General features: G+C 62.1%; 20 protein-coding genes. 15 read left to right on the top strand and 5 right to left on the bottom strand.

The genetic code is table 11. From position 1 onward, the window contains the following. Nucleotides 1-25: 25 nt before the first annotated feature. Both gluQRS and dksA read right to left on the bottom strand, forming a co-directional pair. On the bottom strand, nucleotides 26-913 hold the full coding sequence (gene gluQRS / locus ACIPW4_RS16870) for a tRNA glutamyl-Q(34) synthetase GluQRS (protein WP_400659737.1): 888 nt from the start codon (nucleotides 911-913) through the stop codon (nucleotides 26-28). Between the two features lie 63 nt (nucleotides 914-976). Beyond that, a complete protein-coding gene (dksA, locus tag ACIPW4_RS16865; RefSeq protein WP_103448934.1) occupies nucleotides 977-1,423 on the bottom strand; it encodes an RNA polymerase-binding protein DksA in 447 nt (148 codons plus the stop codon). A 210-nt stretch (nucleotides 1,424-1,633) separates the two neighbouring features. Between dksA and ACIPW4_RS16860 the strand changes: the two genes are divergently transcribed. Both ACIPW4_RS16860 and sfsA read left to right on the top strand, forming a co-directional pair. Continuing rightward, nucleotides 1,634-2,806 (top strand): pyridoxal phosphate-dependent aminotransferase, encoded by a 1,173-nt coding sequence (locus tag ACIPW4_RS16860; protein WP_400659733.1) that lies wholly within the window; start codon nucleotides 1,634-1,636, stop codon nucleotides 2,804-2,806. Between the two features lie 4 nt (nucleotides 2,807-2,810). Beyond that, on the top strand, nucleotides 2,811-3,521 hold the full coding sequence (sfsA, locus tag ACIPW4_RS16855) for a DNA/RNA nuclease SfsA (RefSeq protein ID WP_400659730.1): 711 nt from the start codon (nucleotides 2,811-2,813) through the stop codon (nucleotides 3,519-3,521). Here the strand turns inward: sfsA and ACIPW4_RS16850 are convergent. Continuing rightward, nucleotides 3,511-3,828, bottom strand: coding sequence for a Rieske (2Fe-2S) protein (locus ACIPW4_RS16850; protein ID WP_400659728.1), 318 nt, complete (start codon nucleotides 3,826-3,828; stop codon nucleotides 3,511-3,513). The genes sfsA and ACIPW4_RS16850 overlap by 11 nt on opposite strands. Before the next feature lie 148 nt (nucleotides 3,829-3,976). Between ACIPW4_RS16850 and ACIPW4_RS16845 the strand changes: the two genes are divergently transcribed. From ACIPW4_RS16845 to ACIPW4_RS16830, 4 genes are read left to right on the top strand one after another with little or no spacing between them, the layout of a single operon-like run. Beyond that, nucleotides 3,977-4,852: a hemin ABC transporter substrate-binding protein gene (locus ACIPW4_RS16845; RefSeq protein WP_400659725.1), complete on the top strand. Its 876-nt coding sequence runs from the start codon at nucleotides 3,977-3,979 to the stop codon at nucleotides 4,850-4,852. A 50-nt stretch (nucleotides 4,853-4,902) separates the two neighbouring features. After that, complete coding sequence (locus ACIPW4_RS16840) at nucleotides 4,903-5,886, top strand: FecCD family ABC transporter permease (protein ID WP_400660167.1); 984 nt, start codon at nucleotides 4,903-4,905, stop codon at nucleotides 5,884-5,886. Further along, entirely contained in the window at nucleotides 5,886-6,653 is a 768-nt protein-coding gene (locus tag ACIPW4_RS16835) for a heme ABC transporter ATP-binding protein (protein WP_400659724.1), read from the top strand. The genes ACIPW4_RS16840 and ACIPW4_RS16835 overlap by 1 nt, the downstream gene beginning before the upstream one ends. A 12-nt stretch (nucleotides 6,654-6,665) precedes the next feature. Continuing rightward, nucleotides 6,666-7,553, top strand: a complete 888-nt coding sequence (locus ACIPW4_RS16830; RefSeq protein ID WP_400659721.1) for a ChaN family lipoprotein — start codon at nucleotides 6,666-6,668, stop codon at nucleotides 7,551-7,553. A gap of 215 nt (nucleotides 7,554-7,768) precedes the next feature. Here ACIPW4_RS16830 and ACIPW4_RS16825 read toward each other — a convergent pair whose 3' ends face one another. Together ACIPW4_RS16825 and ACIPW4_RS16820 are read right to left on the bottom strand one after the other, a co-directional pair. Then, the gene (locus ACIPW4_RS16825; RefSeq protein WP_400659719.1) at nucleotides 7,769-8,047 is read right to left on the bottom strand and encodes a TfoX/Sxy family protein; all 279 of its coding nucleotides are present in this window, start codon (nucleotides 8,045-8,047) and stop codon (nucleotides 7,769-7,771) included. Nucleotides 8,048-8,234: 187 nt separating this feature from the next. After that, nucleotides 8,235-9,797: an AAA family ATPase gene (locus ACIPW4_RS16820; protein WP_400659717.1), complete on the bottom strand. Its 1,563-nt coding sequence runs from the start codon at nucleotides 9,795-9,797 to the stop codon at nucleotides 8,235-8,237. Nucleotides 9,798-9,914: 117 nt separating this feature from the next. On the opposite strand from ACIPW4_RS16820, the gene mrcB reads away from it, so the two are divergent. The 9 genes from mrcB to msrQ all read left to right on the top strand — a co-directional run bounded on the left by mrcB (nucleotide 9,915) and on the right by msrQ (nucleotide 19,783). After that, nucleotides 9,915-12,236: a penicillin-binding protein 1B gene (gene mrcB, locus ACIPW4_RS16815; protein ID WP_400659715.1), complete on the top strand. Its 2,322-nt coding sequence runs from the start codon at nucleotides 9,915-9,917 to the stop codon at nucleotides 12,234-12,236. A gap of 16 nt (nucleotides 12,237-12,252) precedes the next feature. Then, complete coding sequence (locus ACIPW4_RS16810) at nucleotides 12,253-13,056, top strand: tetratricopeptide repeat protein (protein WP_400659712.1); 804 nt, start codon at nucleotides 12,253-12,255, stop codon at nucleotides 13,054-13,056. Continuing rightward, nucleotides 13,056-13,388 (top strand): YqcC family protein, encoded by a 333-nt coding sequence (locus ACIPW4_RS16805; RefSeq protein ID WP_400659710.1) that lies wholly within the window; start codon nucleotides 13,056-13,058, stop codon nucleotides 13,386-13,388. The genes ACIPW4_RS16810 and ACIPW4_RS16805 overlap by 1 nt, the downstream gene beginning before the upstream one ends. A gap of 408 nt (nucleotides 13,389-13,796) precedes the next feature. Beyond that, nucleotides 13,797-15,521 carry an acetolactate synthase 3 large subunit gene (locus ACIPW4_RS16800; protein ID WP_400659707.1) on the top strand — a complete coding sequence of 575 codons (1,725 nt, stop codon included), beginning with the start codon at nucleotides 13,797-13,799 and terminating at the stop codon, nucleotides 15,519-15,521. A 1-nt stretch (nucleotide 15,522) separates the two neighbouring features. Beyond that, on the top strand, nucleotides 15,523-16,014 hold the full coding sequence (gene ilvN, locus ACIPW4_RS16795) for an acetolactate synthase small subunit (RefSeq protein ID WP_400659704.1): 492 nt from the start codon (nucleotides 15,523-15,525) through the stop codon (nucleotides 16,012-16,014). Nucleotides 16,015-16,069: 55 nt separating this feature from the next. Further along, nucleotides 16,070-17,086: a ketol-acid reductoisomerase gene (gene ilvC / locus ACIPW4_RS16790; RefSeq protein ID WP_056795202.1), complete on the top strand. Its 1,017-nt coding sequence runs from the start codon at nucleotides 16,070-16,072 to the stop codon at nucleotides 17,084-17,086. A 150-nt stretch (nucleotides 17,087-17,236) separates the two neighbouring features. Next, the gene (pssA, locus tag ACIPW4_RS16785; RefSeq protein ID WP_400659701.1) at nucleotides 17,237-18,079 is read left to right on the top strand and encodes a CDP-diacylglycerol--serine O-phosphatidyltransferase; all 843 of its coding nucleotides are present in this window, start codon (nucleotides 17,237-17,239) and stop codon (nucleotides 18,077-18,079) included. Nucleotides 18,080-18,158: 79 nt separating this feature from the next. After that, nucleotides 18,159-19,172: a protein-methionine-sulfoxide reductase catalytic subunit MsrP gene (gene msrP / locus ACIPW4_RS16780; protein ID WP_400659698.1), complete on the top strand. Its 1,014-nt coding sequence runs from the start codon at nucleotides 18,159-18,161 to the stop codon at nucleotides 19,170-19,172. Beyond that, nucleotides 19,172-19,783: a protein-methionine-sulfoxide reductase heme-binding subunit MsrQ gene (gene msrQ, locus ACIPW4_RS16775; protein ID WP_400659696.1), complete on the top strand. Its 612-nt coding sequence runs from the start codon at nucleotides 19,172-19,174 to the stop codon at nucleotides 19,781-19,783. Before msrP ends, msrQ begins: the two co-directional genes overlap by 1 nt. Nucleotides 19,784-20,260 lie beyond the last annotated feature (477 nt).

Below are 20,260 nucleotides of genomic sequence, written 5' to 3'. Positions count from 1 at the left end.
TACACGCGAAAGGGCCAGGCCTGTTTCAGTGCAAATCAGCCTCTGGCACCGTGGTCTGCCGGGCAATCGCCGCTGGCCGCCACTGCTGGCGAGCCCTATCGAGCACTTCGGCTGGTGTTGCCAGCAGCAGTTGCGAATCGGTCTCTTGCCCCAATGCCCGCAGGGCTCTCAACAGCAGCGGCGTCGCCTGCTCCGCCTGCAGCGGCGGTGAACGGTACGACTTGCCCAGCTTGTGCCCATCCGGTTGCACGATCAGTGGAATATGCAGATAACGCGGCTGCGAAAAGCCCAACAACTCCTGCAGGTAGAGCTGGCGCGGGGTGTTGTCGAGCAGGTCGGCGCCACGCACGATGTCGGTAACACCTTGCCAGGCGTCGTCCAGCACCACCGCCAGCTGATAGGCGTAAAGCCCGTCCCGGCGCTGGATGACAAAATCGCCCACCTCACGCCCCAGATGCTGCTGGAACTCGCCCTGTACCCGGTCGGTGAAACGGTAAATCAGCTCCGGCACCCGCAGCCGGATCGCCGCGCCTTCACGGGCATGCCCGGCGTTACGGCAAAAGCCTGGGTAGATGCCGTTGTGGCCCTCCAGCTGCTTGCGCGAACAGGTGCAGGCGTATGCCAGGCCCATGCTGAACAGGCGGTCGACCACCGCAGCGTAGGCATCGTGGCGCTGGCTCTGGTACACCACCTCGCCGTCCCATTCCAGGCCGTAGCGTTCGAGGGTTTGCAGGATCGCGTCGCGGGCACCGGGCATTTCCCGGGGCGGGTCGGTGTCTTCCATGCGCAGCAGCCAGCGGCCATTTACAGCGCGGGCGTCGAGCCAGGAGGCGAGGGCGGCAACCAGCGAGCCGAAGTGCAGGAAACCGCTCGGGGTGGGGGCGAAGCGGCCGATGTAGCGGGAGTCTTTCATGGCATTGCCGGGCATATAAATGAAACGGGGCGCTAGATGCGCCCCGTTCGGATGGGAGAAGAATCAGCCTTTGCCGACGGTCTTTTCCTTTTTCTCCGAGATTTCCTTGCAGTCGAAGCAAAGGTCGGCGGTCGGACGGGCTTCCAGACGGCGCAGGCCGATCTCGATGCCGCAGGAATCGCACCAGCCGTAATCCTGGTCCTGGATCTTCTGCAGGGTCTTGTCGATCTTCTTGATCAGCTTGCGCTCGCGGTCGCGGTTGCGCAGTTCCAGTGCAAATTCTTCTTCCTGGCTGGCACGGTCGGCCGGGTCGGGGAAGTTGGCTGCTTCGTCCTTCATGTGGTCCACGGTACGGTCCACACTGACCATCAGCTCGCCTTTCCAGGCATTGAGGAGTTTGGTGAAATGCTTGCGCATGGGCTCGCCCATGTACTCCTCGCCCTTGGTCTCTTTATAGGGCTCGACACCGTACATGGTCTGACCGGTTTTTTGCTTTTCTACGGTGGACATGAATAGACCGCCTCTCACTCATCTGATCCAATGCGCAGGCTGCTCCATCTCCGGCACCCGCCGGCCCTGCGACTGCGAGCCGCCGAACTTACCAGATAGATCGGGGGTGCGCTACCCCGCCCGATCCTAGCTGTTGACAGCGGCAGGAGCCGCACGTTCGGTGCCTTGCAAAGGTAGAATGTCTAGTTTAGACCCAATTGAGAGAAGGTCATGGCCCACCCCTACAGTGCGCGCAGTCGCGCCATCGAACCCTTCCACGTCATGGCGTTGCTGGCGCGGGCCAACGAACTTCAAGCCGCCGGGCACGATGTGATCCACCTGGAAATCGGCGAACCCGACTTCACCACCGCCGCACCGATCGTCGCTGCCGGCCAGGCCGCGCTGGCTGCCGGGCATACCCGCTATACCGCCGCCCGCGGGCTGCCAGCGCTGCGCGAGGCCATCGCCGGGTTCTATGGCCAGCGTTATGGCCTGCAGATTGACCCGGAGCGGATTCTGGTCACGCCGGGCGGCTCCGGCGCGCTGCTGCTGGCCAGCAGCCTGTTGGTCGATCCCGGCAAGCATTGGCTGCTGGCCGACCCGGGTTACCCGTGCAACCGCCACTTCCTGCGCCTGGTCGAAGGCGGCGCGCAGTTGGTGCCGGTGGGGCCGGAGACCAACTACCAGCTCACCGCCGAGCTGATCGAACGTTACTGGGACAAGGACAGCGTCGGCGCCCTGGTCGCCTCGCCAGCCAACCCGACGGGCACCGTACTGGGCCGCGACGAGCTGGCCAGCCTGGCCAAGGCCACGCGTGAACGCCATGGCCACCTGGTGGTGGACGAGATCTACCACGGCCTGACCTACGGCATGGACGCACCGAGTGTGCTGGAAGTGGACGACTCGGCCTTCGTCCTTAATAGTTTTTCCAAGTATTTCGGCATGACTGGCTGGCGGCTCGGTTGGCTGGTGGCTCCGCCCGATGCCGTGGCCGATCTGGAGAAACTGGCGCAGAACCTCTACATCAGCGCACCGAGCATGGCCCAGCATGCGGCGCTGGCCTGCTTCCAGCCGGAAACCCTGGCAATTTTCGAAGAGCGCCGTGCCGAGTTCGCCCTTCGCCGTGACTATCTGTTGCCGGCCCTGCGTGAACTGGGCTTCCGCATCGCCGTCGAGCCGCAGGGGGCGTTCTACCTGTACGCCGACATCAGCGCCTTCGGCGGCGACGCCTTCGCGTTCTGCCGGCACTTCCTGGAAACCGAGCACCTGGCATTCACCCCAGGCCTGGATTTCGGCCGCCACCTGGCCGGGCATCACGTGCGTTTTGCCTACACCCAGAGCCTGCCCCGGCTGGAAGAGGCCGTCGCGCGTATTGCCCGCGGCCTGCGGAACTGGCAGGGGTAAACGGGTGTACTTTCCTCAACTTGAACAAGGGCGCCTGCTGCGCCGCTACAAGCGCTTTTTGGCCGACATCGAACTGGCCAATGGCGAGCAGTTGACCATCCACTGTCCGAACACCGGCTCCATGCTCAATTGCATGCGCGAGGGCGGGCAGGTGTGGTTCAGCCGCTCCAACGACCCCAAGCGCAAGCTGCCAGGCACTTGGGAAATCAGCGAAACGCCCCAGGGCCGCCTGGCCTGTATCAATACCGGGCGGGCCAATGCACTGGTTGAAGAGGCACTGCACGCCGGGGTGATCCATGAATTGGCCGGTTTTACTGCGCTGAAACGTGAGGTGGCTTACGGTGAAGAACGCAGCCGGGTGGATTTTCGCCTGGAGTTCGCCGACGGGCCGGCCTATGTCGAGGTCAAGAGTGTGACCCTGGGTTACCCGGATAACGCCGTGGCGGCCTTCCCGGATGCCGTGACCCAGCGTGGCGCCAAGCACCTGCGCGAGCTGGCGGCCTTGGCCCGCCAGGGCATTCGTGCGGTGCAGCTGTACTGTGTGAACCTGACCGGTGTCGAGGCCGTGCGCCCCGCCGACGAAATCGACTTTGCCTATGCCGACGCCCTGCGCGCTGCGGTGGCGGACGGGGTCGAGGTACTGGCTTACGGTGTACGCCTGGATGCCTCGCGAATCGTCATCGACCGCCCGCTGCCGGTGCTGCTCAACCCTTGAACCAGATACCCTGGCTGTCTTCATGGCAGTCCAGGGCCTGCAGCATCTCGCCTTCGCAGGGGCCAGCCACGCACTCACCGCTGTCGATCAGAAACAGCGCGCCATGATGGGCGCAGTGGATCAGGCTTGCACTGTCGTCGAGAAAGGCGTCTCGCGCCCAGTTCAGCGGGATGCCGCGATGCGGGCAGCGGTTGCGGTAGAGATGCACCTGACCGTGGCGGCGCACGCCGAACAGGTCGATGCCGTCTACGCTGAAGGCGCGGCTGTGGCCCTCGGCCAGGGCCGCGGAAGAGCAGAGAAAATGCATTGCAGGGAAGGCTCGTGAAACAAAGTGATGGCTTGACGCTTCAATGCGAATAATTATCAAATTGCCCGCATTCGCTGCGCCAGTCGTCTATGGTGCGCAGTTCCGCCGCTCGCCACAAGGTGTGCGGCCCGTCTTCAGAAGGAATCCGATGATGCGCCGTCCCGCTGCCTTGCTCGCCCTGTGCGCAGCTCTCGTTGTTGCCACCCAGGCCTTGGCTGCCGACTTGCCACAGCGCTGGGTCAGTGCTGGCGGGGCGCTCAGCGAGTGGATCAGTGAATTGGGCGGCGAGCCACGCCTGGTGGGCGTCGATACCACCAGCCAGCACCCCGAGTCGCTGAAGGCCTTGCCGAGTATCGGTTACCAACGGCAGTTGTCGGCCGAGGGCATTCTCAGCCTGCGCCCGGATGTGCTGGTCGGCACCGAAGAAATGGGGCCACCGCCGGTGTTGGCGCAGGTGCGCAAGGCGGGCGTACGTGTCGAGCTGTTCTCCAGCCAGGCCGAGCTGGCTGCCGTGGACCAGAATCTGAAGCAGCTGGGGAGTTTGCTGGGCGTCGAGGAGAAAGCGGCACAGCTGGCGGCCAGCTATCACCAGCAACTTGAAGCGCTGCAGCAGCAGGTGCAGCAGGCCCAGCAGCATCACAAGGCGCCAGGTGTATTGCTGCTGGTTGGCCATGCGGGTGCCAAACCGCTGATTGCCGGGCAGGGCACGGCAGGGGACTGGCTGTTGCGTCAGGCAGGGGCGCGCAACCTGGCCGAGCACCAGGGCTACAAGAACTTCTCCAATGAGGCGCTGGCGGCGCTCGACCCGGATGTGGTGGTGTTCTCCGACCGTGCACTGAGCGGCGAGCAGGCCTTGCACGCACTGCTCAAGGAAAACCCCGCCCTGGCCGCTTCCCGTGCAGTGCGCGACAAGCGCCTGGTGTCGCTCGACCCGACATTGCTGGTGGGTGGCCTTGGCCCGCGCCTGCCAACCGCCCTGCAGGAACTGGCGACTGCGTTCTACCCGGCAAGCACCGCTAAATGAAACAACGGATCCAGCCGCGAACACTGTTTGTTTGCCTGACATTGCTGTGCCTGCTGGCAGTCTGGCTGTCGCTGGCCCTAGGGCCCGTCAGCCTGCCGATGATCGATACCCTGCGCGCAGGCCTGCGCCTGTTGGGTTTGCCAATTGCGGCAGACGGCCTGCAGCAGGCCGAGATGATCCTGGGACAAATCCGGCTGCCGCGCACCTTGCTGGGGTTGGCGGTGGGGGCGGTACTGGCGTTGTCTGGTGTGGCCATGCAGGGGCTCTTTCGTAACCCGTTGGCCGACCCGGGCCTGGTGGGGGTTGCCGCCGGTGCGGCGATGGGCGCGGCGGTGGCCATCGTGGGTGGCAGTTGGCTTGGTGGCCTGCCGGATGCGCTGGCCCCTTATCTGTTGTCACTGTGTGCCTTCATCGGTGGGCTGGGGGTCACTGCGCTGGTCTATCGCCTTGGGCGTCGCGACGGGCAGACCAATGTCGCCACGATGCTGTTGGCCGGTGTGGCCATGACGGCGCTGGGCGGTGCTGCCGTCGGCCTGTTTTCCTACCTGGCCGATGATGCCACCCTGCGTACGCTGACCTTCTGGAACCTGGGCAGCCTCAATGGTGCCAGCTATGAGCGTCTGTGGCCCTTGCTGCTTATAGCAGGCGGTGTGGCGCTGTGGTTGCCGCGCCGCGCGAAGGCGCTGAATGCCTTGTTGCTGGGCGAGTCGGAGGCCCGTCACCTGGGCGTCGACGTCGAGCGGCTCAAGCGCGAACTGGTGTTCTGCACGGCATTGGGTGTGGGGGCAGCGGTGGCCGCCGCGGGGCTGATCGGTTTCATCGGCCTGGTGGTTCCTCACCTAGTGCGTTTGCTGGCAGGGCCCGATCATCGCGTGGTACTGCCCGCGTCGTTGCTGGCCGGGGGTGTGCTCATGCTGTTCGCCGATCTCGCGGCGCGCTTGCTGTTGGCGCCTGCCGAGCTGCCGATCGGCATCGTCACTGCCTTTATCGGCGCGCCGTTCTTCCTGCTTCTGCTGATACGAGGGCGCAGCTGATGTTGCAAGTCGAGGGGCTGCACCTTAAGCGGGGCAGCAATGACGTGTTGCACGGTATTGATCTGCACTTGAGTCCCGGGCAGGTGGTGGGCGTGCTCGGCCCGAATGGCGCCGGCAAGAGCAGCCTGCTCGGGGTGCTGTGTGGCGAGTTGGCACCGGACCGCGGCAATGTGACGCTACAAGGCCGGCCACTGGCTCACTGGGCCGGGCAGGAGCGTGCCAGGCGCCTGGCGGTGCTACCGCAGGTGTCCAGCCTGGGGTTTTCGTTCAAGGTCGAGGAAGTGGTGGCCATGGGGCGCATGCCACACGGCACCGGGCAACAGCGCGACGCCGAGATCATTGACGAGGCTCTGCAGGCAGCGGATGCCTCGCACCTGGTGGGGCGCAGCTACCTGGCCTTGTCGGGTGGCGAGCGGCAAAGGGTGCACCTGGCCCGCGTGCTGGCTCAGCTGTGGCCGGGTGAGGAGGGTGCCACGCTGTTGCTCGATGAACCGACTTCGATGCTCGACCCGTTGCATCAGCACACCACCTTGCAAGCCGTGCGTCGTTTTGCCGACGGCGGCGCTGCAGTGCTGGTGATCCTGCATGACCTGAACCTGGCGGCGCGCTACTGTGATCGCATCCTGCTGCTTGAAAGCGGGCGCTGCCATGCCCTGGCCACGCCGCAAGAGGTACTGACACCTGCGGCGCTCAAGGCCGTGTTCGGTATCGAAGTGCTGGTGCAGGCACACCCGGAGCGGGGTCACCCGCTGATCATAACCCGCTAGGAGGCACTGCCCATGAGTCATCCGTTGCTGTGCGGTTCGTTGCTGTGCCTGGCGTTGGCGCTGAGTGGCTGCCAGGCCAGCCTTCCGCCGTTGCCTGCCTGGCAGAGCAGCGAAGGGCGCAATAGCACCGAGCTGGGGCAGATACACGACCTGACCAGCGGGCGGCTGATCAGCCCTGAACAGCTGATCGAGGGCCTGGCCGATGCGCCGCGCGTGCTGGTGGGTGAGAAGCATGACAACCCGGACCATCATGCCTTGCAGCTGTGGCTGATGCGTGCGTTGCAGCAACGCCGAGCGCAGGGCAGCCTGCTGCTGGAAATGCTGCAACCCGAACAGCAGCCACGCGTCGATGCGCTTGCGGGGCAGGCGCAATTGCCGCAGGACCTGCCCAAGGCCCTGGCCTGGGAAGACGGCTGGGACTGGCAGCTTTACGGCCCTATCGTGCAAGAAGCTTTGCAACAGCACGTACCCCTGTTGGCAGCCAACCTGTCACCCACAGAAATGCGCCAGGCCTATCGCAACCCGGCGGTTCTGCCAGGCACCCAGTCGAATGCACCGGCGGTCAGGGCGGCGCTGCTCGAGCAGGTGAAGCAAGGCCATTGTGGCCTGCTGCCGGATAGCCAGTTGCCAGCGATGCTGGCGGTGCAGCAACAGCGGGATCGGCGTATCGCCGAGCGTTTGCTGGTGGCGCCGCAGCCGGCACTGTTGTTCACGGGGGCATACCATGCGCGCAAGGATCTGGGGGTGCCATTGCACCTTGCCGATCTGGGCGCGAAGGGCGCGAGCAAGGTGGTGCTGCTGGCCGAGGTCGGTGAGCAAGTCGAGCCCGGAATGGCCGACTACGTTTGGTATACGGCGTCAATGCCCGAGCAAGATTATTGCGCTCAACTGCGTCGTTAGCGTGTGCCCGTGCCGGCGACGGGGTCTGTGCCTGCCATGCCAAACCTGCGGGCAAAAAAAGACCCGGCAAAATGCCGGGTCAATAACCGTGATTAGCCTGATGAGGAGATAATCTGAGAGTCCGAACCAGGGGCTCTTAGTTTATCCAACCAGTCTCGCGACCAGTTGTGATAATCATAACGATTCTCATTACGGCGTCAATCCCCTTCGAGCATTTATTTCATATTTTTTTGCAGGGGGCATTTCGCATCGAGTTGCTGATTGAGCGCCTCCTTGCGTTCAGCCGGCAAATCGTTCCAGTGCATGTCCAGCAATGCACCTTCAATGGCGTACAACAGCACCTTCGACGCCCGGAATCCTCGTGTTTTCACGGCCTGGTAGGCACCTACGGCGCCCAACCGGCGCAAGTCCGATGCACTGTGGATGCCGGCCGCATGCAACCACTGGGCAGAGGTCTTGCCAAGATTTTTCAGGTGCTGCAATTCATCGTTCATCGAGCCTCCTTGCGATGGCTGAACGGGTCTAGGGGATAAATCGCGAGCAGGTCAGAGAGGAGTGTAGCGGGGGTTGGGAAATGCGCGGCCTTTTGCCATCGGGGACGACGAGCTGCCTGCGGGGGGGGCTGTGCCGACCACTTCGCGGGCATGCCCGCAAAGTGGTCGAAGCTGGGACGTGGTGGACTTAAAGGCCTGGCAAACGCTGCCGAATCTGTTCGATCACCTGGTCCATGCCGCTGGCTTCCTGGGTATCGATGCGGGTGCTGTGAGCCAGCTCCTGGGCATCCAGCGGCTCACGGCTGGCTTGCTGGGCCTTGACCACTTCCAGTGTGGCATCCGACGGGTCGCTGTTCTCGGCCTGGCGCTGCTCCAGCCAGCTGGCGATCACCGCTTCCGGGGCATGGCAGTCGAGGATCAGGAATGGCACACCCGTTTCGCTGGCCACGGCGGCTGCGGCCTGGCGTTGCTCGGCCTTGAGGTAGGTGGCATCGAGCACCACCGGGAAGCCGGCGCGCAAGATCGTCGCCGCCAGCTCATGCAGGCGCTGGTAGGTCGCCCCGCTGGCGTCCTGGTCATAGATGCCAGCAGCGAGCTGGCCCGCGTGCTGTTGCGATTGCTCACCGAACAGGCGCTTGCGTTCCACATCCGAGCGCACGCGAACCGCACCCAGCGCCTCGACCAGGCGCATGGCCACGTGGCTCTTGCCCACTGCCGAGACGCCGTGGGTGATGGCCAGCAGGCGGGAAGGGATGGCGCTGTAGCTTTCCGCCAGGTTGGCGTAGTTGCGGTAGGTGCGCAGGGTGGTGGCACGCTGCACGCCGTCGGCATCGGCCGAGAGGCTGAACAGGGCGACCTTGGCCCGGACCAGTGCACGGTAAGCCTTGTAGAAGTTCAGCAGTTCCAGGCCTGCGTAGTCGCCGGTCAGTTCCAGGTACTGGCTGACGAAGCGCCGGGCAAGGCACTTCAGACCGCGGTCTTCCAGGTCCATCGCCAGGAAGCCGACGTCGGCGTAGACGTCGGTCAGGCGGAACGGCTCGTTGAACTCGATGCAGTCGAAGATCACCACCTTGCCGTCGATCAGCGTGGCGTTGCCCAGGTGAATGTCACCGTGGCACTCACGGATGAAACCGTTGGCCTTGCGCGCCTGCAGCAGGCCATGCAGGCGCTCGAAGCTGCTGCGTGCCCAGGCCTGAAGGTTGTCCAGTTGCTGCAGGTCGGCTTTATCGCTGAGGAACGGGCGAATCTGCTCGAAGTTCTGTTCGACCGGGGCCATCACGCTTTCCGGGGTGCCCAGCGGGTGTTCCGGCGACACTTGCGGTGCCTGCAGGTGGAATTCGGCAATCTGCCGGGCCATCTGGTCGATGTGGCCGGTGTGCAGTTCGCCATTGGCCTGCAGGGTGCTGAGCATCTGGCCCTGGGGGAACTGGCGCATCTTCAGCGCATATTCGATCACTTCGCCTTCACCGCCGATCTGCGGCGCTTGGGCATTGCCGGTGATCGGCAGCACTTCAAGGTAAAGACCCTCGGTCAGGCGCTGGTTCAGGCGCAACTCTTCATTACAGAAATGCTGGCGCTGGTCCAGACGAGTGAAGTCGAGGAAGCCGAAATTCATCGGCTTCTTGATCTTGTAGGCGTACTCGCCAGTGAGCAGTACCCAGGAGATGTGCGTCTCGATGAGTTGGAACCCGTCCACGGGGTGAGGGTACAGGGCAGGGTTCTGCAACGCGTTGATCAAGGCTTGGCTCAAAGGAAATCCTTCCGCAGGCAGGGAATTCGAAAGCGCCATTATGGTCAATGGTGCCGTCCCTGCCTACCGCCAGAGGGCGCCTGCCTACCTTTTACAAAGTGCGTATAATCCGCCGCCATGACTCGAACCCGAAATACTCGCACCCCTCAGAAACGCCCGACCGGCCGCTCGCGCGCCTGGCTGGGCTGGGCCTTGAAGCTCAGCCTGGTCGGCCTGGTGATCGTTGCCGGCTTCGCGGTTTACCTCGATGCCATCGTTCAGGAGAAGTTTTCCGGCAAGCGCTGGACCATCCCGGCCAAGGTGTATGCCCGGCCGTTGGAGCTGTTCACCGGCCAGAAACTGAGCAAGAACGACTTCCTCACCGAACTCGATGCCCTCGGCTACCGGCGTGAAAGTGCAGCCAACGGCCCAGGCGCGGCGGCGGTCAACGGCAACACCGTCGACCTCAACACCCGTGGCTTCCAGTTCTACGAGGGCATGGAGCCTGCGCAGTTCGTGCGGGTGCGTTTCTCCGGCGACTTCGTCGCAGGCCTTACTGGCGCCAACGGCAAGAAGCTCGACGTGGTACGCCTCGAGCCGCTGATGATCGGGGGTATCTACCCGAAAAACCTCGAAGACCGCATCCTGATCAAGATTGACCAGGTGCCACCCCACCTGCTCGAAACCCTGGTAGCGACCGAGGACCGGGATTTCTACAGCCACTTCGGCGTGTCGCCCAAGTCCATCGCCCGGGCCATGTGGGTCAACACCTCGGCAGGTTCCATGCGCCAGGGTGGCAGTACCCTGACCCAGCAGTTGGTGAAGAACTTCTACCTGACCAGCGAACGTAGCCTCAGCCGCAAGCTGACCGAAGCGATGATGGCCGTGCTGCTGGAAATGCACTACGACAAGCGCGAAATCCTCGAGGCCTACCTCAACGAAGTGTTTGTCGGCCAGGATGGCCAGCGCGCCGTGCATGGCTTTGGCCTGGCCAGCCAGTTCTTCTTCAGCCAGCCGCTGTCGGAGCTGAAACTGCACCAGATTGCCTTGCTGGTGGGCATGGTCAAGGGGCCGTCCTATTACAACCCGCGGCGTTACCCCGAGCGTGCGCTGGCGCGGCGTAATCTGGTCCTTGACCTGGTGGCCGAGCAGGGCGTGGCCAGCCAGGCGGAAGTCGATGCGGCGAAGAAGATGCCGCTGGGCGTGACCAAGCGTGGCAGCCTCGCCGACAGCTCGTTCCCGGCCTTCCTCGACCTGGTCAAGCGTCAGCTGCGCCAGGACTACCGCGATGAAGACTTGACCGAAGAAGGCCTGCGCATCTTCACCAGCTTCGACCCGATCCTGCAGATGAAGGCCGAAACCTCCATGGCCGAAACCTTCAAGCGCCTGGCCGGGCGCAAAGGTGCCGACGAGGTGGAGTCGGCGATGGTCGTGACCAATCCGGAAACCGGCGAGGTGCAGGCACTGATCGGCAGCCGCCAGTCCGGTTTTGCCGGTTTCAACCGTGCCATCGATGCCGTGCGGCCGATCGGCTCGCTGGTCAAGCCGGCGGTCTACCTGACCGCGCTGGAGCAGCCAAGCAAATACACCCTGACCACCTGGGTGCAGGATGAGGCGTTCTCGGTCAAGGGGGCCGACGGCCAGGTGTGGCGTCCGCAGAACTATGACCGGCGCTCGCACGGTACGATCTACCTGTACCAGGGCCTGGCCAACTCGCTGAACCTGTCGACCGCGAAACTCGGCCTGGAAGTGGGTGTGCCGAACGTGATCAAGACTATCGGCCGCCTCGGCGTCAACGTCGACTGGCCGGCCTTCCCGGCGATGCTGTTGGGCGCTGGCGGCATGTCGCCAATGCAGGTCGCGACGATGTACCAGACCATCGCCAACGGTGGTTTCAACACGCCGATGCGCGGCATTCGCAGCGTGCTCACCGCCGAAGGGGAGCCGCTCAAGCGCTATCCGTTCCAGATCCAGCAGACCTTCGACCCGGGTTCCATCTACCTGGTGCAGAACGCCATGCAGCGGGTGATGCGCGAGGGTACCGGCCGTTCGGTGTACAACGTGCTGCCAAGTTCGCTGACCCTGGCGGGCAAGACCGGCACCAGCAACGATTCGCGTGACAGCTGGTTCTCGGGCTTCAGCCAGGACTTGCTGGCGGTGGTGTGGATGGGCCGTGACGATAACGGCAAAACGCCATTTACCGGTGCTACCGGTGCCTTGCAGGTCTGGACCAGCTTCATGAAGAAGGCCGACCCGCTGCCACTGGACATGCCACAGCCAGACAACGTGGTGCAGGCATGGATCGACCCATACAGCGGCCATGGCTCCGACGGCAGCTGTCCGGGAGCGGTGCAGATGCCGTATATTCGCGGCAGCGAACCGCCCGCCGGGGCAACCTGCGGTGGCGAGCAGAATCCGGCAGAATCGGTCATGGACTGGGTCAAGGGCTGGATGAACTGAGCCCCGAGCAGCATTGATGAGGTGTGAATTGAATAAGTGGCTGTTTCCTGCCGTGACGGCGCTGGTGGTGCTCCAAGGGTGCTCCAGCGTGCAGCGCGGCAACATCCCGGTAGTGGACTCGAGCACCCGGGTGTCCAATAGTGAGCGTGTCCAGGCCAATCGTTCGGCTGCGGGCATGAGCAACGGCACCTCGCAGGCGCAGTCGCTGCCCGAGGACTCCGGCGTAACCGTGATGATTCCGCAAGGCGCCGGTGCCGCCGGCATCCAGACCTTCCCGGCAGGCAACGGCGCGGCGCCGATCAGCACCGCTCCGATCACACCGGGGCCGGTCAGCTCAGGCCCGGTCACTTCGGCACCGATGACCACCAACCCTAACCCGATCGCGGACGAACCGTTCGATATCGCCTCGATGAACAGCACGCCGGCTGCGTCCAGTGCACCGACCGGCATCCCTCGCAGCGCTGCGGCTTCCGGCGGCCTGTCGGCTGACGAACAGCTCGACGGCCCGGTGCTGGCGTTGCTGACGACCGCCCAGTCGCAGCAGGGTAGCGGTGACTACAATGGCGCTGCCTCGAGCCTGGAGCGTGCCCAGCGCATCGCCCCGCGTGAGCCGCAGGTATTGTTCCGCCTGGCCCAGGTGCGCCTGTCACAAGGCGACGCACCACAGGCCGAGCAACTGGCGCGCCGGGCACTGACCTACGCCAACGGTCGCCCCGACCTGCAGGCCGAGCTGTGGAATACCATCGCCCAGGCCCGCGAGAAGCAGGGTGACAGCGCCGGTGCCGCCTTGGCGCGGCAGAAAGCGCGGGTCAACTCGTGATGGTCGAGCAACGCGTTCTCGATATCGCTGACCACCTGCTGCTCATCGAGCGCGAGCTGCAGGTGCAAGGCTGGTGGGAAGACGAGCCGCCCAGCGACGAAGCATTGGCCAGTACCGTACCGTTCGCGGTCGATACCCTGAGCTTCGAACAGTGGTTGCAGTGGATCTTCCTGCCGCGCATGAAGATCATCATCGAACTCGGCCAGCCGCTGCCCAATGCTTCGAGCATCCTGGTGATGGCGGAAACCGTGTTTACCGATCGTCCGGAACAAAGTCGGGAGCTGCGCCGACTGTTGGCAGCATTCGATCAATTGATCGCTCCTTCCGCCTGATTTCTTCAGTTTTTTCATCAAGGGCCGCAGATTGTGGCCCTTTTTTGTGGAAATCTTATTTTTCCTGCTGCTGACTCGGTTTTTAGTGGTGGCAGGAATTCATCTTGGGGAAAAATTGGCAATAATTTTTCTTGACTTGTAGGCGCCAAATCACAAGAATCCAGATTCCGCTGTAGAGGGACTGCCAGAAGCAGACCCGCTAAGCAGATCATGAGGCGCACACCCGCGCCGACCTGTTACACCCCGCAACGCGTTACCTCGCGCTGGGTGGGAAAACCCCGCAACACTCTGGGGCGCTCCCAATACTTGCTCAGTCAGTGCTGACGTTCGCTCATGCTCTGCTTGGCAGTAAACCTATTAAGACCCGTCCACTAGGGACGGTATTCTGGCGTTTTAGAGGTGAACAACGTGGAGCTTTTATCTGGCGCTGAGATGGTCGTCCGCTTCTTGCGTGACGAAGGCGTTAAGCACATCTACGGGTACCCTGGTGGTGCTCTCCTTCATGTTTACGACGCACTGTTCAAAGAACCGGAAGTGGAACACATCCTGGTTCGTCACGAGCAGGCGGCAACCCATATGGCGGACGGCTATGCTCGCGCCACCGGCAAGGCCGGTGTGGTGCTGGTAACCTCCGGCCCGGGCGCGACCAATGCCATTACCGGCATTGCCACCGCCTACATGGATTCGATCCCGATGGTCATCCTGTCCGGCCAGGTGCCTAGCACCATGGTAGGTACCGATGCCTTCCAGGAAACCGACATGATCGGTATCTCGCGGCCGATCGTGAAGCACAGCTTCATGATCAAGAACCCGACCGAGATCCCTGAAGTACTCAAGAAAGCCTTCTACCTGGCGCAATCCGGTCGCCCAGGCCCGGTCGTGGTCGACATTCCAAAAGATATGACCAACCCGGCCGAGAAGTTCGAGTACGTCTATCCGAAGAAGGTCAAGCTGCGTTCGTACAGCCCGGCTGTACGTGGTCACTCGGGGCAGATCCGCAAGGCCGCCGAGATGCTGCTGGCTGCCAAGCGTCCGATCGTCTACGCCGGTGGCGGTGTGATCCTCGGCGGTGGTTCCGAAGCGCTGACCGAGATCGCCAAGTCGCTGAACCTGCCCGTCACCAACACCCTGATGGGTCTGGGTGGCTTCCCGGGTACTGACCGTCAGTTCCTCGGTATGCTCGGCATGCACGGCAGCTTCACTGCCAACATGGCCATGCACAATGCCGACGTGATCTTCGCTGTCGGTGCCCGTTTCGACGACCGCGTGGTCAACGGCCCGGCCAAGTTCTGCCCTAACGCCAAGATCATCCATGTCGACATCGACCCTGCGTCGATCTCCAAGCTGATCAAGGCCGATGTGCCGATCGTCGGTCCCGTCGACAGCGTGCTCAGCGAAATGCTTGGCATTCTCAAGGAAATCGGCGAGCAGCCTGAGAAGGCGGCGCTGGATGCCTGGTGGAAGCAGATCGACGAGTGGCGTGGTGATGGCGAACTGTTCCCTTACGACAAGGGCGACGGTAACGTCATCAAGCCGCAGAAAGTCATCGAGACACTGTGCGAAGTGACCAATGGCGACGCCTTCGTCACCTCCGACGTTGGCCAGCACCAGATGTTTGCGGCACAGTACTACCGCTTCAACAAGCCGAACCGCTGGATCAACTCCGGTGGCCTGGGCACCATGGGCTTCGGCTTCCCGGCGGCGATGGGCGTCAAGCTCAACTTCCCGGACCAGGACGTGGCCTGCGTAACGGGCGAAGGCAGCATCCAGATGAACATCCAGGAACTGTCCACCTGCATGCAATACGGCCTGCCGGTGAAGATCGTCAACCTGAACAACGGTGTGCTGGGCATGGTCCGCCAATGGCAGGACATGGCCTACAACGGTCGTCACTCGCACTCGTACGTCGAGTCGCTGCCTGACTTCATCAAGCTGGCTGAGGCTTATGGCCATGTGGGTATCCGCATCACCAGCCTGAAGGACCTCAAGCCGAAGCTGGAAGAAGCGTTTGCGATGAAGGACCGCCTGGTGTTCATCGACATCGCGGTCGACCGCAGCGAGCACGTCTATCCGATGCAGATCAAGGATGGCTCGATGCGTGACATGTGGCTGAGCAAGACGGAGCGTACCTGATATGCGGCACATCATTTCCTTGCTGCTGGAAAACGAACCTGGTGCTCTGTCCCGTGTGGTCGGCCTGTTCTCCCAGCGCAACTACAACATTGAAAGCCTGACCGTGGCGCCGACCGAAGACCCGACCCTGTCGCGTCTGACGCTGACCACCGTTGGCCATGACGAAGTGATCGAACAGATCACCAAGAACCTGAACAAACTGGTCGAGGTGGTGAAACTCGTCGACCTGTCGGAAAGCGCCCACATCGAGCGCGAACTGATGCTGGTCAAGGTCAAGGCCACTGGTGCCCAGCGCGCCGAGATCAAGCGCACCACGGACATCTTCCGTGGCCAGATCGTCGATGTGACCGCCAGCGTGTACACCGTGCAGCTGAGCGGCACCAGCGACAAACTGGACAGCTTCATCCAGGCGATCGGCACCACATCGATTCTCGAAACCGTGCGCAGCGGCGTTACCGGCATTGCCCGTGGCGACAAAGTGCTCAGCATCTGAATTCAAAAATTAGCGATGGCTCCGCAGGGGCCGAGATATAACCAGGGGTATTTTCATGAAAGTTTTCTACGATAAAGACTGCGACCTTTCCATCATCCAGGGCAAGAAAGTCGCCATCATCGGTTACGGCTCCCAGGGCCACGCTCAGGCGTGCAACCTGAAGGACTCCGGTGTAGACGTTACCGTCGGTCTGCGTAAAGGTTCGGCAACCGTTGCCAAGGCCGAAGCCCACGGCCTGAAAGTTGCCGACGTGGCTACTGCCGTCGCTGCTGCCGACCTGGTCATGATCCTGACCCCGGACGAGTTCCAGGGTGCTCTGTACAAGAACGAGATCGAGCCGAACATCAAGAAGGGCGCTACCCTGGCCTTCTCCCACGGCTTCTCGATCCACTACAACCAGGTCGTTCCGCGTGCCGACCTCGACGTGATCATGATCGCGCCGAAGGCCCCGGGCCACACCGTTCGCTCCGAGTTCGTCAAAGGCGGCGGCATCCCTGACCTGATCGCCATCTATCAGGACGCTTCGGGCAACGCCAAGAACGTCGCCCTGTCCTACGCTGCTGGCGTCGGTGGTGGCCGTACCGGCATCATCGAAACCACCTTCAAGGACGAGACCGAAACCGACCTGTTCGGTGAGCAGGCTGTTCTGTGTGGCGGTACCGTCGAGCTGGTCAAGGCCGGTTTCGAAACCCTGGTCGAAGCTGGCTACGCGCCGGAAATGGCCTACTTCGAGTGCCTGCACGAGCTGAAGTTGATCGTTGACCTCATGTACGAAGGCGGCATCGCCAACATGAACTACTCGATCTCCAACAACGCCGAGTACGGTGAGTACGTCACCGGTCCGGAAGTCATCAACGAAGAATCCCGCAAGGCCATGCGCAATGCTCTGAAGCGCATCCAGGACGGCGAATACGCGAAGATGTTCATCTCCGAAGGTGCTACCAACTACCCATCGATGACTGCCAAGCGCCGTAACAACGCTTCGCACGGCATCGAAATCATCGGCGAGCAACTGCGCTCGATGATGCCTTGGATCTCGGCGAACAAGATCGTCGACAAAGCCAAGAACTAAGTAACATCGCAACATGAAAAACGCGGCTTCGGCCGCGTTTTTTCGTTCTGGCAGTCAGCTTCTGGTATAAAGCAGACCAGTGGCCTGCCGTCAGAACCTGTTTCGCGGGCCCGTGTCGAACATTTTCCATCCTGTTGCAAGGTACCCTCCATGAGCGAACGTCCCGAAGAGCCGAACAAGCCCTCCGACGCCGAAAGCCTGCTACCTGTCGATGAGCACATTGAAGAAGGGCATGACGCTGAAGGGCGCAAGGTGCGTCACCGCGGCATCTATCTGTTGCCCAACCTGTTCACCACCGCCAACCTGTTTGCCGGTTTCTATTCCATCATCAGCTCGATGAGTGCGCAGAGCGCCGGTGACCCGCGCGAGGCGAGCAAGTATTTTGCCTTCGCCGCCATCGCGATCTTCGTGGCCATGGTGCTCGATGGCCTCGATGGCCGCGTGGCACGCATGACCAATACCCAGAGCGCCTTCGGCGCTGAGTACGACTCCCTGTCGGACATGGTTGCTTTCGGCGTGGCCCCGGCCTTGCTGGCCTTTGGTTGGGCACTGGGTGACATGGGCAAGGTCGGCTGGATGGTCGCCTTCATCTATGTGGCCGGTGCTGCGTTGCGTCTGGCGCGTTTCAATACCCAGGTCGGCACTGCCGACAAGCGCTACTTCATCGGCCTGGCCAGCCCGGCCGCCGCCGGCGTGGTCGCCGGTACTGTCTGGGCATTCAGTGACTATGGTATCCAGGGTTCCAAGCTGTCGTTCCTGGTGGCACTGTTGGTTGCCGCCGCCGGCATGCTGATGGTCAGCAACATCAAGTACAACAGCTTCAAGGAGCTGGACCTCAAGGGGCGCGTGCCGTTCGTGGCAATCCTCGCGGTGGTGCTGGTGTTTGCCGTGGTGTTCAGCGACCCGCCGCGCATCCTGCTGTTGGTCTTCCTTGCCTACGCGGCATCGGGCCCGATCCAGTTCCTGTTGCGGGCACGCCGGCGCAAAGCGTGAAAATCGCTTAATGCTGGAATAACCCTCCGGCTCCATAGTCTTACTGGTACATCCGTTATCCAGTGCTGTGGAGCCGACCATGCTCATCAAGCTTCCCAGGTCTTCCGACTGCAATGCAGCGGAGATCACCCCCGAAAGCATCTACCTCTCCCGTCGAACCCTGCTCGGCGGCTCATTGGCCGGCCTGGCCCTGGGCGCTTTGCCCGGCGGGGCGAGCGCGGCCGAAGTGTCGCGTTATGCCGATGTGGCGGCCGGCTCCGCGCCGGGCTGGTTCACCGACAAGCTCGCTGCGGCGCGTTGGCAGGCGGTGACGGTCAAGGATGAGGCGATCACGCCGTTCAAGGATGCCACCCACTACAACAACTTCTATGAGTTCGGGCCTGACAAGGGCGACCCGGCCGCCAATGGCGACAGCCTGAAGACCGCGCCCTGGTCGGTCGTGGTGGATGGCGAAGTGGGCAAGCCGGGGCGCTATGCACTGGAAGACTTCGTCAAACCTTATCAGCTGGAAGAGCGTATCTACCGGCTGCGCTGCGTCGAGGCGTGGTCGATGGTCATTCCCTGGCTGGGCTTTCCCTTGGCACAGGTGCTCAAGCAGGTGGAGCCGACGTCGAAGGCACGCTATGTCCGCTTCGAGACGCTTGAGGATCCACAGCACATGCCCGGGCAGCGTTCGGGGTTTGCCTTGATCGACTGGCCTTATAGAGAAGGCTTGCGTCTGGATGAGGCGATGCACCCTCTGGCGATTCTGGCCGTGGGGATGTATGGCCGGGAGCTGCCCAATCAGAATGGTGCGCCGTTACGTCTGGTGGTGCCATGGAAGTATGGCTTCAAGAGTATCAAGTCGATCGTGCGAATCAGCCTGGTGGCCGAGCAGCCGGGGACCACCTGGCAGGGACTGGCACCGGATGAGTATGGTTTCTATGCCAATGTGAACCCGACGGTTGACCATCCGCGCTGGACTCAGGCGCGCGAGCGCCGTTTGCCCAGCGGGCTGTTCAGTCCGAATGTGCGTCAGACGCAGATGTTCAATGGTTACGCCGATGAAGTGGCGTCGCTGTACACCGGGCTCGATCTGCGGAAGAACTATTGATGCGATATCCCTGGTTACGCCTGGGCATCTTTGTCGTGGGGTGTCTGTTCCCGGTGTGGTGGTTGTATGAGGCCGCGATGAGTCTGCTTGGCCCGGATCCAGGAAAAATCATCATGGACCGGCTTGGGCTTGGGGCGCTGACTTTCCTGCTGGTGACATTGAGCATGACGCCGCTGCAGAAGCTGACGGGCTGGTCGGGATGGATCGTGGTGCGGCGGCAGCTGGGGTTATGGGTGTTTGCCTATATCGTGCTGCATATCCTGGCCTATCTGTTCTTTATTCTCGGGCTGGATTGGGGGCAGTTGGCGGTGGAGTTGCGCAAGCGGCCTTACATTATTGTGGGGGCGCTGGGGTTCCTTGGGTTACTGGTGCTGGCAGTTACCTCGAACCGGTATAGCCAGCGTCGGTTGGGCGCGCGGTGGAAGAAGCTGCACAAGCTGGTGTATGCGGTGCTTGGGTTGGGTTTGCTGCATTTCCTTTGGATTGTTCGTTCGGATTTGAGGGAGTGGGCGATTTATGCTTTTTTTGGAGTGGTGTTGATGGTGATGCGGGTTCCCGCGGTTTCTCGGGTATTGCCGAGGATTGTCAGGAGGCAGGGGAGGGCGGTTTGAGGGGCAGGCTCTGAATAGATTAAGGCAGGCACCTGGCAGCCCTGATACGGTCGTTTCCCCTTCTATTTCAATTTCTTGAAATTAAAGGTTGACGCCCTCTCGAATCCCCTTATAATGCGCCCCACTTCCAGCGACATCGGAACGACAAACTCCTTGAAATTCATTGAGTTAGATTGTTAAGAGGTCACTGAAAGGGCTTCGATCGAATGATCGATAGCGGTTGAGATGAAGGTTGACAGCGGTTTTAAACGCTGTATTATTCGCCTCCCGCTACGAGAGATCGCGGCGAGTCAAGTGTTTGAAGCTAAACGAGTTTCTCGCAAAAAACTTCAAAATAAACGCTTGACACACTCTGAGGAAAGCGTAGAATGCGCGCCTCGGCTGAGACGAAAAGCTCTTAACCAAACGCTCTTTAACAAATCGAATCAAGCAATTCGTGTGGGTGCTTGTGAGTACGGACTGATAGTCACAAAGATT

Origin of the sequence: Pseudomonas sp. NPDC089996, from assembly GCF_044748405.1 — a bacterium.
In the GTDB taxonomy this organism is placed as follows: domain Bacteria; phylum Pseudomonadota; class Gammaproteobacteria; order Pseudomonadales; family Pseudomonadaceae; genus Aquipseudomonas.
This window is presented reverse-complemented; position numbering and strand designations above follow the sequence as displayed.

Coding starts and splice junctions, on each gene's coding strand:
- ACIPW4_RS16835 (WP_400659724.1), top strand. CDS start 5,886: ATGTTGCAAGTCGAGGGGCTGCACCTTAAGCGGGGCAGCAATGACGTG.
- ilvN (WP_400659704.1), top strand. CDS start 15,523: ATGCGGCACATCATTTCCTTGCTGCTGGAAAACGAACCTGGTGCTCTG.
- ACIPW4_RS16805 (WP_400659710.1), top strand. CDS start 13,056: ATGGTCGAGCAACGCGTTCTCGATATCGCTGACCACCTGCTGCTCATC.
- ACIPW4_RS16825 (WP_400659719.1), bottom strand. CDS start 8,047: ATGAACGATGAATTGCAGCACCTGAAAAATCTTGGCAAGACCTCTGCC.
- ACIPW4_RS16810 (WP_400659712.1), top strand. CDS start 12,253: ATGAGGTGTGAATTGAATAAGTGGCTGTTTCCTGCCGTGACGGCGCTG.
- dksA (WP_103448934.1), bottom strand. CDS start 1,423: ATGTCCACCGTAGAAAAGCAAAAAACCGGTCAGACCATGTACGGTGTC.
- gluQRS (WP_400659737.1), bottom strand. CDS start 913: ATGAAAGACTCCCGCTACATCGGCCGCTTCGCCCCCACCCCGAGCGGT.
- ACIPW4_RS16845 (WP_400659725.1), top strand. CDS start 3,977: ATGATGCGCCGTCCCGCTGCCTTGCTCGCCCTGTGCGCAGCTCTCGTT.
- mrcB (WP_400659715.1), top strand. CDS start 9,915: ATGACTCGAACCCGAAATACTCGCACCCCTCAGAAACGCCCGACCGGC.
- ACIPW4_RS16830 (WP_400659721.1), top strand. CDS start 6,666: ATGAGTCATCCGTTGCTGTGCGGTTCGTTGCTGTGCCTGGCGTTGGCG.
- msrQ (WP_400659696.1), top strand. CDS start 19,172: ATGCGATATCCCTGGTTACGCCTGGGCATCTTTGTCGTGGGGTGTCTG.
- pssA (WP_400659701.1), top strand. CDS start 17,237: ATGAGCGAACGTCCCGAAGAGCCGAACAAGCCCTCCGACGCCGAAAGC.
- ilvC (WP_056795202.1), top strand. CDS start 16,070: ATGAAAGTTTTCTACGATAAAGACTGCGACCTTTCCATCATCCAGGGC.
- ACIPW4_RS16860 (WP_400659733.1), top strand. CDS start 1,634: ATGGCCCACCCCTACAGTGCGCGCAGTCGCGCCATCGAACCCTTCCAC.
- ACIPW4_RS16850 (WP_400659728.1), bottom strand. CDS start 3,828: ATGCATTTTCTCTGCTCTTCCGCGGCCCTGGCCGAGGGCCACAGCCGC.
- msrP (WP_400659698.1), top strand. CDS start 18,159: ATGCTCATCAAGCTTCCCAGGTCTTCCGACTGCAATGCAGCGGAGATC.